Here is a 15,239-nt window from a genome sequence, read left to right as displayed (position 1 = left end):
AATGCGCGGTATTTAAACACAAAAGCACGAAGTTCGCGAAAATTCCAAACTGAAGTTGAAAAATCACACCTTCGTGCCATGTGTATAAATTCAAAGTGACAAGCTAAATTGTGTCATTTGATGCTTTAAAGTGCCTTGATTATTGAGAGATTTCTAGGCGGTCAATGTGAGGCTACATTTAGTAGCTGACCATTGACCAACAATGAAATCACAAATCAGCAAGGTGCTAGAAAGTTATCAAATTACTTTTTGTCGTCAACTTCTTCAAACTCAGCATCTACAATGTCATCATCGTCATTGTTTTTTGAGCCTTGTTTTTGAGCTGCGTCATCGGCACCACCGGCTTGCTGTTGTGCTTGCGCTTTTTGAGCAATACCCTGGCTCGCTTCCGCTAGCTTCTGAACAGATGCTTCAATGGCAGCTTTGTCATCCCCTTTAATGGCATCTTCAACCGCTTTGATTGCTTCTTCGACCGGTGCTTTTTCTTCAGCCGTAATGGAGTCACCACCATCTTTAATCATTTTATTGGTTGCGTGAACCATCGCATCCGCTTGGTTACGAGCTTCAACCAACTCTTTCATTTTCTTATCTTCTTCAGCATGCGCTTCCGCATCTTTTACCATCGCTTCAATTTCATCATCTGACAAACCTGAAGACGCTTGGATAGTGATGTGTTGCTCTTTACCAGTGTTCTTATCTTTCGCAGAAACATTCAAGATACCGTTAGCATCGATATCAAAAGTTACTTCGATTTGTGGAACACCACGTGGTGCCGCAGGAATTTCATCTAGGTTGAATTGTCCTAGAGACTTGTTGCCAGTGGAAATTTCACGTTCACCCTGAAGCACGTGGATCGTTACCGCAGACTGATTGTCTTCCGCTGTAGAGAACACTTGCGACTTACGAGTCGGAATCGTGGTATTTTTCTCAATCAGCTTGGTCATCACTCCACCCATTGTCTCAATACCCAGAGATAGAGGCGTAACGTCTAGAAGAAGAACGTCATTGACATCACCAGAAAGAACACCACCTTGAATCGCTGCACCCATTGCTACCGCTTCATCAGGGTTTACGTCTTTACGAGGCTCTTTACCGAAGAACTCTTTTACTTTCGCTTGAACCATTGGTACACGTGTTGAACCACCCACTAGGATAACGTCATCAATTTCAGATGCAGAAAGACCTGCATCTTTCAGTGCAATACGGCAAGGCTCGATTGAACGTGCAACTAGATCGTCAATTAGCGATTCAAACTTGGCACGCGTAATTTTCATATTCAAGTGCTTAGGACCTGTCGCATCCGCAGTTACGTATGGCAAATTGATGTCCGTTTGCTCACGTGAAGACAATTCGATTTTCGCTTTTTCAGCCGCTTCACGCACACGTTGCAACGCTAGTTTGTCTAGTTTTAGATCAACGTTTTGGTCTTTTTTGAACTCATCAGCGATGTACTCAACAATCACATTATCGAAATCTTCACCACCAAGGAATGTATCACCGTTAGTCGACAGTACTTCTACTTGTTTTTCACCGTCTAAGTCAGCTACTTCAATAATAGAGATATCAAAAGTACCACCACCTAAATCGTAAACTGCAATTTTGCTATCATCTTTGACTTTATCCATACCATATGCAAGTGCAGCGGCAGTTGGCTCATTGATAATACGCTTAACTTCAAGACCAGCGATTTTACCGGCATCTTTGGTTGCTTGACGCTGTGCATCGTTAAAGTAAGCAGGAACCGTGATTACCGCCTCAGTCACTTCATGACCTAGATAATCTTCAGCGGTTTTTTTCATTTTCATTAGCGTACGCGCAGAAACTTCTTGTGGTGAAAGTTTTTTATCTTTCACAGAAACCCAAGCGTCACCGTTATCGGCCGCAATGATTTCGTAAGGAACCATATCCTTATCTTTTGCAACCACCTTGTCGTCAGCACGACGACCAATCAAACGTTTGATTGCAAACAACGTGTTCTCTGGATTTGTCACCGCCTGACGTTTTGCAGAATCACCTACCAAAATTTCGTCATCCGTGTAAGCAACAATCGATGGCGTAGTACGCGCACCTTCAGCGTTTGGAATAACTTTTACCTCTTTACCTTCCATGACTGAAACACAAGAGTTCGTTGTCCCCAAGTCAATACCGATAATTTTTCCCATGAAATTTCTCCCATTCTTTTCTGCCCTTAGGCAGTTAATTTCTTAAATTTAAATACGGTTAATAATTTGTTAATTCATATGTAGGGGTGAGGAATAAATTTTCAACCCTCAGGATGCTTTTTTTTCAAATTATTGCGCAACAATGACACGAGCAGGACGCACCAAACGTTCATTAAGCTTGTAGCCCTTTTGAATAACATCAACTACCGTTTGCGATTCGTGCTCTGGCGATGGAATCATCGTCATCGCCTCATGCTCTTGTGGATTGAACTTTTCACCTTTTGGATCTAAGCGCTCGACACTGAATTCACCTAAGACATCCAGCATTTGCTTAAATGTCATTTCAACACCTTCACGAATATTTTCTTTAGTAGCTTCTTCTTTCGAGGCTGCTTCCATTCCCATTTCCATTGAATCCATTGCCGGAATCAGTGCATCAACAAATTTCTTCAGTGCAAACTTGTGGGCCTCTTCTAAATCCAAACGTGTACGACGACGAAGGTTTTCCATATCAGCTTGAAGACGTAACGCCAAATCCTTATGTTTGGCTGCTTCCGATTGGGCATCCTTTAACATTGCTTCAATATCATCTGAAACCGCATCTTGCGCGTCTTGCAAAGTTTCTTCATTCTGAGACGCTTCATTTTGTTGTGTCGCTTCATTCAACTCTTCGTTCTGAATGGTTTCGTTGTTTTGTTTCTCCGCCACGATGCATTCCTTTAAATTTTTGAGATTTATGACATAAATTTTGAAGTTGGCTAATAACTATAGTCATGCAAAGTTTTTTCAAGTGTAAAACCTAATATTTTTTATTTTATTTGAATACATGGACAGCATGCCATTTCTTACCGGCCGGTATTTCTGTTCTCGGGTAAGGTTTTAAATATTTCTGTTATAAAACACTAGACCAAGAATAATTTGGGCGTACAATGAGGTAAATTATTTTTGTAACGGCTTTCAAGTTTCACCCATTTTTGGTTCAAGCTGTATTGGCTTTAATTTGGTGATTATCAGGAAAAAACTATGTTTGAACGCATCGGAATTTTTGGAAAATACAATGGTATTCAGTGTTGGGAAACCATCGACACCTTGCTGCAACATTTAATTCAACAAAAAAAGACAGTTTTTTTAGATTCGGCTTCCTGTGCTGAATTTCCCCATCAACGCTATGGGGTTGAAGTCATTGAACGAGATAGCTTGGCTGAATGCATTGACATTGCGATAGTCGTCGGTGGTGATGGTACATTTTTGGATGTTGCACGTTCGATTGTTGACCAAAACATTCCAATTTTAGGTGTAAACCTTGGCCGTCTCGGATTTTTGACCGATATTTCACCAAAAGAAATGCTCAATACCGTTGATGAGGTCATGGCGGATAACTTCCAATTTGAAGAACGAAACCTGATTAAAGTTACCATCGAAAAAGACGGCCAAATTGAATTTGAAGGCTTAGCTCTCAACGACGTGGTGATTCATAAAACCGACTCCCCTCGCATGATTGAATTTGAAACCTTTGTTGATGAGCGCTTTTTAAATTCACAACGTTCCGACGGCATGATTGTCTCAACCCCTACAGGCTCAACTGCTTATGCACTCTCCGCAGGTGGTCCCATTTTAGATCCTCGTTTGGATGTAATGAGTTTGGTTTCAATCAATCCACACACCATGAGCACGCGTCCTTATGTCATTCCAGGAAACAGTAAAGTCATGATTAAACCTCACGAAAACTGCAATGGATTGGCGCAAATTATTTGTGATGGTCAAATCACCCATCATATTGGCGTAAATCACCAAACTTGCATAACACGCCACAAGCATTTTATTAAATTGTTACACCCTAAAGGTCACGATCACTTTGAACTGTTACGAGCCAAACTACGCTGGGGTGACAAACTGTCTTAATTTTGAATAAAAGACATGATGCAAACCTTTCTTTCTCCAAACTGGACTATTTGAGGCATTACTATGCTTTTGGAACTTTCTATTCAAAACCTTGCTCTGATTGAACAACTTAGATTGAACTTTCATCAAGGGTTTAGCTGCTTGACCGGTGAAACAGGTGCGGGTAAATCCATTCTTCTGGATGCATTAGGGCTCAGCTTAGGCGAACGCTCAGATACGAGCCTAGTTCGCCATGGAAAAAGTCGCGCCGATGTCACTGCAACGTTCGATTTAAGCTCCCTGCCTCACATCGAAAACTGGTTGCAACAGAACGAATTAGAGACCGAAGAAAAACACTGTCTTTTGCGTCGAACCGTCAATGCTAAAGGTGGTTCAAAAGCATACATCAACAGCATTCCAGTCCCAGCCACACTGCTCAAAGAACTTGGCAATCAACTGATTGATATTCATGGCCAACATGAACATCAAAGCCTCGTTCATGCAAAAAAACAGCCTGAGCTCCTAGACGCATTTGCAAACCACCCCAAACTGGTTTCTAAAACACGTAAAACATTTCAAGAATGGCAACAGGCGTTAAAAGACCTACAAGCATTACAAAACCAACAAGCTGAACGTCAACATCGTTTGGAACTTCTGCAATTTCAATCTAAAGAGTTTGCCGACCTTTCTCCAGCAGCTGATGAGTATGAGACTCTGTCTGAACAACAGCAAACTTTGTCGCATGCCAATGAAATTCAAAATGCTTGCTATCAAGCCTCACAATTATTGGATGCTGAAGGTAGCACAAGTGATCAATTGCAAATGGCCATTCATGCGCTAGAAAATGTCGTGGCCGTTCGCCCTAAACTGCAACCTACGCTTGAACAACTTAACAGTTCATTGATTGATATTCAGGAAGCAGCATCTGAGCTTGAAAATCAAGCCAATCAAGTAGAACTTGACCCACAAGAACTTGAAAGAGTTGATGTTCGATTATCAGAATTTTTCTCATTGGCAAAAAAGTATCAAATCGAACCGAATTCACTCCATCTTAAATGGCAGGAAATTGAACAAAGTATTGATGAAATCACCAACCCTAAAACGTCAATGGCCAGCTTAGAACAACGTGTTGAAGAAAACGAAAAAAACTATCAAAAAGCGGCTGAAGCTCTCAGTAAAAGTCGTAAAGCTTCAGCCAAAAAACTTGCCAAAACCATCACTCAAGGCATGCAAGAACTTGGAATGCCAAACGGTGAGTTCCAAATTCACCTAACACCAAAAACTCAAGCGTCTGCTGAAGGCGTTGACAAAGTAGAGTTTCTAGTATCAGCTAATAAAGGTCTGCCACTTCAAGCATTGTCAAAAGTAGCATCTGGCGGTGAATTGTCACGAATTAGCCTAGCCATTCAGGTTGCAACGGCTGAAGTGACGCAACTGCCAACATTGATTTTTGACGAGGTGGATGTTGGTATTGGTGGCGCAGTAGCTGAAATGGTTGGTAAAAAGTTACAAACACTAGGCAAACATAAACAAATTTTGTCGATCACTCACTTGCCTCAAGTCGCAAGTCACGGGCATCAACATCTACAAATTCAAAAATACACCGAAAATGATTTGACCTTTACCCAAGTGAGTAACTTGCAAACACAGCAACGTGTTGAAGAAATTGCTCGTATGCTCGGTGGCATGAAAGTCACTCAAAATACCCTACAACATGCTTCCGAAATGCTTGAACAAGCACATCTTTAATTTCAGAACCTCAAAACAAAACCGGCCGGTCACATTATGTTTGTGGCCGGCCGGTTAAAACGTTACTGAACTCGTAAACTTACAATTACTCTTTGTAAGTTCCATAAATCACGAGGTTATGACTCGAAAGTTCATAGCCTAATTCTTTCGAGATCTCAACAATACGCTCTTCAATCACTGGATCAACAAATTCTCGAACATGGCCACTCTTCATACAGACAATATGGTCATGATTGTCACCCGTGTCTAACTCAAAAATTGAAATATTGTTTTCAAAATTCAAACGACGAACAATGCCCGCTTGTTCGAATTGCGTTAAAACACGATAAACCGTTGCAAGTCCGACTTCTTCCCCCTGCTCCAACAGAATTTTGTAAACATCCTCTGCAGAGAGATGATGATCTTCGCCCGCTTGCTCAAGAATCTCAAGAATTTTAAGTCTTGGCAAAGTGACCTTTAAACCAACTTTTTTAAGTTCCGCTCCACTCATGGAAACCTCAATTTTTATTTTTATCAACTCTGAATACCGGCGTGTAATGCAGGCATAGCAAAGAAAGCTGAATATCGATCGAAAGTTTCAACATCCTTCCATAAAATTTAATGGCGGCTATTGAAAAAAAATTTACCGTGTATAATACCTGAAAATTTCATTCAAATTGAATGAAATTCATCATTACAACCTGCCAAACCAGACAAGAGAAGAACCGCATTATGTCATCGACTTCACGTTTGATTAAAACGCTCACGATTAGCCTTTCCCTTTCAACTTTAGCTGTTTTACAAACTGGGTGCTCTTACCTTGAACCTTATAAATCAGGGATTGCACAAGGCAACATTTTGACTCAAGAAAGCGTTGATTTATTGCAAGAAGGCCTAACTAAAGGACAAGTTCGACAACTCATAGGGCCACCGCTTGGTGAAAATCCTTTTAATCCAAATCATTGGGAATATGTGTTTTTTACTACAGGTGATAATGACAACCTATCGGAAGTTGACCAACACTTAGTTATTACATTTGGTGATGACGGAATGCTAACAAGCTGGCAGAAAAAATCAATTGAGATTCAATACAAAAAAGAAGATAAATTCTTAGGAATTTTCTAAATTAATCGAAAAAACCTAATCACAAATCGATTCACTCGCCTTGAATTCTTGACCGGCCGGTAGAGATTGCACAGAAAGCTACCGGCCGGTAAACAATCGTTTAAACATCTAATTAATAACTAGCGATTATAGCTATTAACTCTTTTTAGCTTTGACTCTGGCGCTCTTTTGCCACCTTTTCTCGACGACGATCTTTCGGGTCGGCTTTCAAAGGTCGGTAAATCTCAATTCGATCCCCTTCCCTTAAAACGTAATCATGCTTCACCATTTTTCCAAAAATACCAACTTTTTCCGTATTCAGATCAGGAAAGCGCTGTAACATTTTTGATTGCGCCAATGCCTGTTCAACCGTGCAGGGCTCATTGACATCTTCAACATCTAAAAACTGCTCTTCATAGAGCGCGTAAGCGATTTCAATTTGCATGATTCACCCTAGTTTTTTTAATTAATAGACATGCTTAGCACGTTCAACAAACGAATCCACAAAGGTACTGGAAATTTGTTCAAAAATGGGACCAATCGCCATATTCAACAAACCGCTTTTCATCTCGAATTCGACTTCAAATAAAATTTTGCAAGCATTTTCATCCAAGGCTTTAAAATGCCACTCGCCGTGCAGACTTTTAAAAGGTCCATCCAACAAAGTCATTTCAATACGCTGGTTGGGCGTTAAGTGATTTTCTGTCGTAAAAGTCTGAGAAATGCCAGCTTTAGCAATCGTCACTGACGCTCGCATAAAATTCTCTGTCGATTCACTAATGTTGGCTCCCCCGCACCAAGGCAAAAAATCTGGGTAACGCTCAACTGCATTCACTAGGTCATACATCTGCTTGGCGGAATAAGGCAATAATGCCGAACGAGTAATTTTTTTCATAAAATTAACAAAAATCCATTTCAAACGGTTCGCGGCACATTATACAGATTCTCTCAGAGAGCTTTACACCCAAAGGGGAAAAGCACGATTAACAGATAAGTTGAAAACTTAGTCAAAACTTTGCTGGTCACAACAAAAATTACAGGGAACAGCGAGATAATCGAAAGATTCTGGACAAAGTTCAGGAGAATTGTGACAATTTTGAGCCATTCATTGCCTTGCAAACTGAGCTTACTCAATATTCGAACTCGAAACGCGAGTATCAGCCGTTATAATAACCGGCAAGAACGACAAAATACTGTCCAATCCATTAGTTTTATGAGGCCAAAATGGCAAAAAAATCGAAAAAGAAAGTGCCCGCTAATAACATTGCACAAAACAAAAAAGCGCGATTCGATTATTTTATTGAAGAGGAAATTGAAGCTGGTTTAGCACTAGAGGGCTGGGAAGTTAAAAGTCTTCGCCAAGGGAAAGTTCAAATCAATGAAAGTTATATTCTGCTAAAGAATAACGAAGCTTGGCTGTTTGGGGCATTAATTACTCCTCTTATTCAGACATCAACCCACACGAAAACTGATTCACTGCGTCTGAGAAAGTTACTGATGCACCGAAAGGAAATTGATCGCTTAATGGGTCAAGTCGATCAAAAAGGCTACTCAGTTATTCCACTTAATCTTTATTGGTCAAAAGGTCGAGTAAAACTTAAAATTGGTTTGGCAAAAGGTAAAAAAATGCACGACAAACGTGCGACTGAAAAAGAACGTGATTGGAATCGTGATAAACAACGCATTATGAAAATGACTCGATGAACAACAAGCAATCCATAATTGACCAAGGTGAACTCAAACTTTTCAGAGCCGTGTGGGATCATTCGGAAGATAATTTGTTTGTCGTGCGAAAAACACAAGATGGTGATTTTATTACGGAACGCACGAATCCATCCTTGGTCAATCTCTTTAACTTTTCTGAAGAACAAGCTACAGGCTGCTCGTTAAAAAAGCTCATGCCGTCGGATGCTTATAACGCCATTGTTGCACGATACACTGACTGTCTGGATAAAAACATCCCGATAGACTACGAAGAGTCTCATATTATTGACTCAACAGGCATACCACAGTTCTGGCTAACCAAAATTATACCTGTAATTGATTCTGATACCGGAGAAGAGCGAATTTTTGGTATTTCCCGAGATGTAACCAAGCTTAAACGTATTGAACAGCAGCTTGTCACTTATAATGAAAAACTTGAGCAACAAATAGAACAAAGAGCCAGAGAGCTCACAACTGCCCTTCAAGAAATGGAGAAAATTTCTAAATACGACAAGCTCACCAAAGTTTTCAACCGTTACAAACTAGATGAAGAACTTGAAAACCAGCTTGAATTAGCGAGACGTTACGGCAATAGTTTTGGTTTGATCTTAATGGATATCGATAACTTTAAAGAAATCAACGATTCCAACGGACATCATATCGGCGATCGAGCTTTAATTGAATTCGCCAGTATTTTAAAGGCATCTATTCGAAAAACAGACATCGTCGGCCGCTGGGGAGGGGATGAATTTTTGTTGATTATCCCCAACAGCACACCTGAAGCAATGATGACACTGGCCCAAGCTTTAAAAAAAGAACTCGCATCCAAACAATCGAATGATTTTGCGAGATTAGCCTCAAGCATCGGCGTGACTCTATTCAAAAAACACGATACTGTGCACTCCATAATCGTACGCGCAGATAAAGCGATGTACTCGGCAAAAAAACAAGGGAAAAACTCCATTATTTCAATTTACTGAAGCCATTCTCTTTAATTATCAATAACGACTAGTCTCACTCACCTTTGTTCTTAAGCTTGTTTTAAAATTCTCAAAGATTTAGCACCCCCTTCCAAAACGTCAATAATGAAAAAAGTGAAAAGCTAACCGAAGTTTAAACATTGAATTCTTAAGAATTACCCTTATATATATACCAACCGGCCGGTAAATCCTTTATAATCCGACTCTCTTAATTTTGACAGTTGTGAAATAAAACAATTGGATCACCTATCTGGGGCTGTACTGGTTTCGACGGGGAGTACAAAGTTTAAGATGCATGTCGTGCCTGAATGATGCACGTAAATCTTTATTTCAATTTTGTTATAGTTGCAAACGACGATAACTACGCTCTAGCGGCTTAATCCCGCTGGTGCAGCCTAGGGTTCAGCTGTCTGTGGCCCCTAACGCTGTATCATTTACACAGAATCGTGGCGCGTGCGTGTTTGGGTACGTTGTCACTAAAGCTAACAAACTCGCCTGATGTGATCCCTGCTGGTCGGGCAGCATTTCGGTTAAACCAATAGACCAAATAAACATGTAGAGTTTTAGATGGCGGCTTTGCGGACGGGGGTTCGACTCCCCCCAGCTCCACCACTTTCATAATTAAACCGGTTTCATACCGGTTTTTTTATGCCAAAAAACAATATATTTAACAGGTTTTAAGATTTTTCACCTGTTTCATTCAGTTAAATATGCGAACTTTTCAACATGTTTTTGAGTATTTATTCTACGACTGTTGCCGTTATGCTTCATTTTTAATGAAATCACTACAGCAGCCTACCTCTCTTCAGCTTCCCACGAATTCGTAAATAAGCCACTAAATTGCTTCGTTTAATATAAATTTAAATCACACTTAATATTTGGTTCATAAGGGTTTCACGTTACTTCTTTAAGTTATTACGGCTCAAACGTTGGGATACGTTTGACGTTTTTATCTATAAAGAGAGACCCTCCTCATGTACCCGAATTTTAAGAAAACATTGTTGGCAACCTTATGTCTGTCTGCAATATCCACGACTGCTTCGGCAGTACCAGATTTACTTTTCAGTGAATATATTGAAGGTAGCAGCTTTAACAAGGCTATCGAAATTTATAACGACACAGGAATCGATATTGATTTGTCGACTTATAAAGTCGAGGCTTACCATAATGGAAGTCATTCACCGAGCTACAGCATTGACCTAAACGGTAGCTTGGCTAATGGTGCCGTTTTCGTCTTGGCAAATCCAGGTTCAAGCTCAGACATTCTTGCTCAAACAGATTTAGAAACCAGTTCAATTAACTTTAATGGTGATGATGCCATTGTTTTAACAAACAATGGCATTGTTATCGATTCCATTGGTCAAGTTGGTTTTGATCCTGGTTCTGAATGGGGTACAGGTGATACCAGTACCAAGGATAATACCTTACAACGTGCTCAACTGATTGCTGACACAAATCCATTTGATGCGTTTGATCCTCCTTTTCTGTGGACGGGTTATGCCCAGGATACTGTTGCAGATCTAGGGAATTTTGGATCAAGTAATGATGGCGATAATGAACCCCCTCCTTCTCCTACTCAACTCGTTAAAATTCACGAGATTCAAGGTGAAGGAAGCAACTCTCCGCTAAGTGGCCAGACTGTCAGTGTAGAAGCTATCGTTACAGCACGTTTGGATGACCTGAACGGTTTTAATATTCAGGAAGAAGCTTTTGATTACGACGATTCGGAGTTGTCTTCAGAAGGTATTTTTGTGTATGCACCGAACCTGTCTGAACTACCGGAGATAGGTGATAGAGTTCAACTGACTGCTCAAGTCGCTGAATACTATGATCTGACACAACTTAAAAATATAGAAAGTATCAGCATTGTTGACGGTGGAAACGAGGTAACACCTACAGAGGTTACCTTACCATTTGCTTCGACTGACTTCATGGAAAGATATGAAGGGATGCTGGTCAGCTTTGCACAGGATCTAACTGTTACTGAAAACTATGACCTTGCACGTTACGGTCAATTCTGGCTTTCCTCTGGTGGTCGTCTGCAAGTACCAACCAATGTTGTCAGCCCTGGAAATGATGCACTTGCTATGCAGCAAGCAAATGATTTAAATCGTATTTTGGTTGATGATAACAATAGTCGTCAAAACCCAGACCCTGTGATTTATCCATCTCCTGAATTATCTGCTTACAACACACTTCGTTCCGGCGATATGGTGACAAGCCTTCAAGGTGTTGTAAATTACAGCTATGGAAATTATCAAATCCAACCTACTGTGACACCTCAAACTGAAAGTCAGAATCTACGAACACTCCAGCCAGAATCAATTGGTGGCTCTTTAAAAATTGCCAGCTTCAATGTCTTAAATTACTTCAACGGTGATGGACAAGGCGGTGGCTTCCCTACGAGCCGAGGCGCAGACAATTTTGAAGAGTTTGAACGCCAACAAGAAAAAATCGTCAAAGCAATCCTTGCTATGGATGTGGATATCATCGGTCTAATGGAGATTGAAAATGATGGCTACGGAGAGTTCAGTGCCATTGCAAGCCTTGTAAAAGCTTTGAATGCCGAAATGATGGACGAAGTTTATGATTTCGTAAATCCTGGTGTCTCTAAAATTGGTACAGATGAAATTGCGGTAGGCTTTATCTATAGAACTGATAAAGTTGAATTGAGTGGGAAATCTGCAATTTTGGATAGCAGTGTTAACCCTGAATTTATTGATGATAAAAACCGTCCTGCACTTGCCCAAACATTTGTAGAAAAAGCAACTAATGGGATCGTAACAGTTTCAGTCAATCACCTAAAATCGAAAGGTTCAAGCTGTGATAACCTTGGTGATCCAGACATGAATGATGGACAAGGAAACTGTAACCAAACTCGTACTAAAGCTGCTCAAGCATTGGCTGATTGGTTATCGACAGATCCAACACAAAGTGGTGATTCTGATACTTTAATTATTGGTGATTTAAACGCTTATGCGAAAGAAGACCCTATCTCAGCAATTAAAGGCGCTGGTTATAAGGATTTGATTGACAGCATGTCAACATCAGACATGAACTACTCCTATGTCTTTTACGGACAAGCTGGATATTTAGATCATGCCTTATCTTCTGAAAGCTTAACGTCTCAAGTAAGCGGTGTCACAGAATGGCATATCAATGCTGACGAACCTCGCGCTCTAGATTACAACTTAGAGTATAAGTCAGACAATCAAGACATTACTTTTTATAACTCAGATCCATATCGTGCGTCCGACCATGATCCAGTAATCATCGGTTTAGATCTAGAACCTTCTGCCAAAAATATTATCGTTTCCAATATGGAAACGGATGTTGAATGGATAGGCCCTGGCTTTAGCAAACGCCTCATTACTGTCACATTCCAAATTGAAAATGATCTGGGTGAAGTCGTTGAAAATGCGAATGTTCAAGGTTCATGGTCAATGCGCCGTGATGCAGTTCAAGCGTCTTGTACAACCAATGATCAAGGTATCTGTGAAGTAACATTGGAAACGCGCAAGAAGACTGAACCTTATGCTTTTGACATTAATGGTATTGAACACTCTGTTTTAATCTTCGATGACCAAAGCAGCGTCACATCTATTGAAGTCAATGAAAAACCCGGTTCTGATTCTTGGTTCTCAAAATTTGTACCATGGGCAAATCGTCATTAAAATAAAACCGGTAAGCGGCTAAAACCCATAGTAGAACCTATGGTAAAAAATCAGTTTTGGCTCTCACTGTTTAAAAGCCGCAGCTACGACTGCGGCTTTTTACTGTGTGGCGAGAGGAAATAACTATTCGCACAACTAAAGCTTTAACAATTCAATAGACGGTAACCAAGAATACCGATTTTCAGTCACAGAACATCTAGTTTTATGCGTAGTGATGATTTTTGAGTTGTTGTTCATTCAATTGATATAAGTTCTGAATCATAGACTTATCTAAAGTTTCTTTCGGACATCCTTGACTAAGAATTGAGCCGTTTTTCATTGTCAAAGCACGACAAGCGGTATGAATTGCATGCTCAGGATGATGCGTAGTAAATAACACCGTTTTACCAGAGGCTTTGAGTGCATGTATTTTTTCAAGAAGCTTGATCTGATTTCCAAAGTCCAAGCCATTTGTGGGTTCATCCATGAAAATCATTGGGGTATTTTGTGCAAATGCACGAGCAATTAGTACCATTTGTCTTTGCCCACCGGAAAGTTCGGTATAAGGCCGATGAGCTAAATCGGCAATTCCCATCCATTTCAGCGCTTCCCAAGCCATATCAAAATGTTCAGCATTCGCTTTTAGCCACGGAGCCCTCTCTCCATAAGTTGCCATAAGCACCATATCTATCACCGGAAAACCAAATGCCATTTTATGCACCTGAGGAACGTAACTGACCCTCTTTGCTCGCTCTTTTGTTGAAACTTTAGAACTTGAGATATGATCGAAATAAACTTCGCCGGCTGCTTTTGGATGCAGTCCCAAAAGCGTGCGTAATAATGTCGTTTTACCACAACCATTCTGCCCCAAAAGAGCAATCACCTCTCCAGAAAAAATCTGTAAGTCAACCTCTCTAAAAATCATGGTGTTTTGATGCTTTGCAGCAAGGCCTTGCGTCATTAGCAAACCTGTCTTGTTCATATTTTTTCCCAAATTATGAATGCCAACCTTTTTTGGCATTTTTAAGTGCCCAAGCGAATACCGGCAAACCGATTAATGCGGTAAGAATACCAATTGGAATTTCAATACTGGTGACCATGCGAGCAAGGTTATCTACCCACAATAAATAAATTGCACCTAATAGCGCCGAAGCAGGTAGGAGCAAACGGTTATCAGCCCCAAACAACAGACGAACAATATGAGGAATCACCAACCCGACCCAACCAATCATTCCACCAAGCGTGACCGTCACCGCACTTAAAAATGTGGCAACCACAATCACCAGCATTCTTTTTTTCTCTACCGAAATACCCAGTGTTTTAGCCTCATCATCACCTAAACTCAATGCATTTAAGACATGCCCTTGCATAGTTAAGATGGCAATTCCGGTCAGCACAAACGGCGCTAACCAATACAACAGTTCACCATTCACATTGGCAAGCGATCCCATTAGCCAATAGGTAATCGCTGGCAGTTTGCTGTATGGATCAGCAACATATTTAATGATTGATAAAAAAGCACCAAACAAAGCGCCGGTTATCATTCCACCCAAGACTAAAATGATCATATTTTGTTTGAGTTCGCCCTTAGCCAACAACAACGCAATCGCAACAGCTAAAAGCCCAAAAACAAACGTCAACAGCTGCATAACCCAAATTTCATCGGATAACAAAATTCCTAAGGAAGCTCCAAACGCAGCACCTGATAACACCCCTAAAATTCCTGGAGAAACTAAAGGGTTCATAAAAAGTGCTTGGAAAGCGGCACCACTGATGGCTAAAGCGGCCCCAATTAGAATAGCAGCCAGAATTCTGGGCAGGCGCACATCCAATAAAATGCTGGTCATCATTGGATTAGTTTCACCTTCAAGCCATCCCCAGTGAATAAACAGCTCTTGCATACTACCTAAAGGGGCAAAATCAAAACGCCCGAGACTTAATGAAAAAAGAGCACTCGCGCCCAATAAGAAACTCAGCAACACCAATACAATGCTTGGAGAAAGCGATAAGCTATTTGTCATGAAACG

The 15,239-nt window shown here is 40.6% G+C and carries 13 protein-coding genes and 1 other RNA gene; 7 read left to right on the top strand and 7 right to left on the bottom strand.

Annotation, left to right across the window (positions count from 1 at the left end):
- Window positions 1-242 precede the first annotated feature (242 nt).
- On the bottom strand, window positions 243-2,162 hold the full coding sequence (gene dnaK / locus D9T12_RS05425) for a molecular chaperone DnaK (RefSeq protein ID WP_130537224.1): 1,920 nt from the start codon (window positions 2,160-2,162) through the stop codon (window positions 243-245).
- A 129-nt stretch (window positions 2,163-2,291) separates the two neighbouring features.
- Complete coding sequence (gene grpE, locus D9T12_RS05420; protein WP_130537223.1) at window positions 2,292-2,870, bottom strand: nucleotide exchange factor GrpE; 579 nt, start codon at window positions 2,868-2,870, stop codon at window positions 2,292-2,294.
- Window positions 2,871-3,185: 315 nt separating this feature from the next.
- On the opposite strand from grpE, the gene D9T12_RS05415 reads away from it, so the two are divergent.
- Window positions 3,186-4,064 (top strand): NAD(+) kinase, encoded by an 879-nt coding sequence (locus D9T12_RS05415; RefSeq protein ID WP_130537222.1) that lies wholly within the window; start codon window positions 3,186-3,188, stop codon window positions 4,062-4,064.
- Between the two features lie 63 nt (window positions 4,065-4,127).
- Window positions 4,128-5,792, top strand: coding sequence for a DNA repair protein RecN (gene recN, locus D9T12_RS05410; RefSeq protein WP_130537221.1), 1,665 nt, complete (start codon window positions 4,128-4,130; stop codon window positions 5,790-5,792).
- A gap of 85 nt (window positions 5,793-5,877) precedes the next feature.
- Here the strand turns inward: recN and fur are convergent, their stop codons facing one another.
- Window positions 5,878-6,282: a ferric iron uptake transcriptional regulator gene (fur, locus tag D9T12_RS05405; RefSeq protein WP_130537220.1), complete on the bottom strand. Its 405-nt coding sequence runs from the start codon at window positions 6,280-6,282 to the stop codon at window positions 5,878-5,880.
- Between the two features lie 221 nt (window positions 6,283-6,503).
- On the opposite strand from fur, the gene D9T12_RS05400 reads away from it, so the two are divergent.
- Window positions 6,504-6,896, top strand: coding sequence for an outer membrane protein assembly factor BamE (locus D9T12_RS05400; protein ID WP_165395041.1), 393 nt, complete (start codon window positions 6,504-6,506; stop codon window positions 6,894-6,896).
- 145 nt (window positions 6,897-7,041) lie between these two features.
- On the opposite strand, the gene D9T12_RS05395 is transcribed toward D9T12_RS05400, so the two are convergent.
- Together D9T12_RS05395 and D9T12_RS05390 are read right to left on the bottom strand one after the other, a co-directional pair.
- On the bottom strand, window positions 7,042-7,320 hold the full coding sequence (locus D9T12_RS05395) for an RnfH family protein (protein ID WP_130537218.1): 279 nt from the start codon (window positions 7,318-7,320) through the stop codon (window positions 7,042-7,044).
- A 21-nt stretch (window positions 7,321-7,341) separates the two neighbouring features.
- The gene (locus D9T12_RS05390) at window positions 7,342-7,770 is read right to left on the bottom strand and encodes a type II toxin-antitoxin system RatA family toxin (RefSeq protein WP_130537217.1); all 429 of its coding nucleotides are present in this window, start codon (window positions 7,768-7,770) and stop codon (window positions 7,342-7,344) included.
- A gap of 329 nt (window positions 7,771-8,099) precedes the next feature.
- On the opposite strand from D9T12_RS05390, the gene smpB reads away from it, so the two are divergent.
- The 4 genes from smpB to D9T12_RS05370 all read left to right on the top strand — a co-directional run bounded on the left by smpB (window position 8,100) and on the right by D9T12_RS05370 (window position 13,233).
- Entirely contained in the window at window positions 8,100-8,579 is a 480-nt protein-coding gene (gene smpB, locus D9T12_RS05385) for an SsrA-binding protein SmpB (RefSeq protein ID WP_130537216.1), read from the top strand.
- A complete protein-coding gene (locus tag D9T12_RS05380; RefSeq protein ID WP_130537215.1) occupies window positions 8,576-9,559 on the top strand; it encodes a sensor domain-containing diguanylate cyclase in 984 nt (327 codons plus the stop codon). Before smpB ends, D9T12_RS05380 begins: the two co-directional genes overlap by 4 nt.
- Window positions 9,560-9,811: 252 nt before the next feature.
- Window positions 9,812-10,171, top strand: a transfer-messenger RNA (tmRNA) gene (gene ssrA, locus D9T12_RS05375).
- Window positions 10,172-10,533: 362 nt separating this feature from the next.
- Window positions 10,534-13,233, top strand: a complete 2,700-nt coding sequence (locus tag D9T12_RS05370; protein ID WP_130537214.1) for an ExeM/NucH family extracellular endonuclease — start codon at window positions 10,534-10,536, stop codon at window positions 13,231-13,233.
- A gap of 202 nt (window positions 13,234-13,435) precedes the next feature.
- Here the strand turns inward: D9T12_RS05370 and D9T12_RS05365 are convergent, their stop codons facing one another.
- Both D9T12_RS05365 and D9T12_RS05360 read right to left on the bottom strand, forming a co-directional pair.
- Window positions 13,436-14,194, bottom strand: a complete 759-nt coding sequence (locus D9T12_RS05365) for an ABC transporter ATP-binding protein (protein WP_165395040.1) — start codon at window positions 14,192-14,194, stop codon at window positions 13,436-13,438.
- 13 nt (window positions 14,195-14,207) lie between these two features.
- A complete protein-coding gene (locus D9T12_RS05360; RefSeq protein ID WP_130537212.1) occupies window positions 14,208-15,233 on the bottom strand; it encodes a FecCD family ABC transporter permease in 1,026 nt (341 codons plus the stop codon).
- Between the last annotated feature and the right edge of the window lie 6 nt (window positions 15,234-15,239).

It is taken from the genome of Thiomicrorhabdus indica (genome assembly GCF_004293625.1).
Classification (GTDB): domain Bacteria; phylum Pseudomonadota; class Gammaproteobacteria; order Thiomicrospirales; family Thiomicrospiraceae; genus Thiomicrorhabdus; species Thiomicrorhabdus indica.
Note: the sequence above shows the minus strand (reverse complement) of the source record. Positions and strands in the feature narration are given on the sequence as shown.

What these genes read in the sequence shown, in the direction of transcription:
- dnaK (WP_130537224.1), bottom strand. Translation starts at nt 2,162, where the DNA reads ATGGGAAAAATTATCGGTATTGACTTGGGGACAACGAACTCTTGTGTT.
- D9T12_RS05415 (WP_130537222.1), top strand. Translation starts at nt 3,186, where the DNA reads ATGTTTGAACGCATCGGAATTTTTGGAAAATACAATGGTATTCAGTGT.
- recN (WP_130537221.1), top strand. Translation starts at nt 4,128, where the DNA reads ATGCTTTTGGAACTTTCTATTCAAAACCTTGCTCTGATTGAACAACTT.
- fur (WP_130537220.1), bottom strand. Translation starts at nt 6,282, where the DNA reads ATGAGTGGAGCGGAACTTAAAAAAGTTGGTTTAAAGGTCACTTTGCCA.
- D9T12_RS05400 (WP_165395041.1), top strand. Translation starts at nt 6,504, where the DNA reads ATGTCATCGACTTCACGTTTGATTAAAACGCTCACGATTAGCCTTTCC.
- D9T12_RS05395 (WP_130537218.1), bottom strand. Translation starts at nt 7,320, where the DNA reads ATGCAAATTGAAATCGCTTACGCGCTCTATGAAGAGCAGTTTTTAGAT.
- D9T12_RS05390 (WP_130537217.1), bottom strand. Translation starts at nt 7,770, where the DNA reads ATGAAAAAAATTACTCGTTCGGCATTATTGCCTTATTCCGCCAAGCAG.
- smpB (WP_130537216.1), top strand. Translation starts at nt 8,100, where the DNA reads ATGGCAAAAAAATCGAAAAAGAAAGTGCCCGCTAATAACATTGCACAA.
- D9T12_RS05380 (WP_130537215.1), top strand. Translation starts at nt 8,576, where the DNA reads ATGAACAACAAGCAATCCATAATTGACCAAGGTGAACTCAAACTTTTC.
- D9T12_RS05370 (WP_130537214.1), top strand. Translation starts at nt 10,534, where the DNA reads ATGTACCCGAATTTTAAGAAAACATTGTTGGCAACCTTATGTCTGTCT.
- D9T12_RS05365 (WP_165395040.1), bottom strand. Translation starts at nt 14,194, where the DNA reads ATGAACAAGACAGGTTTGCTAATGACGCAAGGCCTTGCTGCAAAGCAT.
- D9T12_RS05360 (WP_130537212.1), bottom strand. Translation starts at nt 15,233, where the DNA reads ATGACAAATAGCTTATCGCTTTCTCCAAGCATTGTATTGGTGTTGCTG.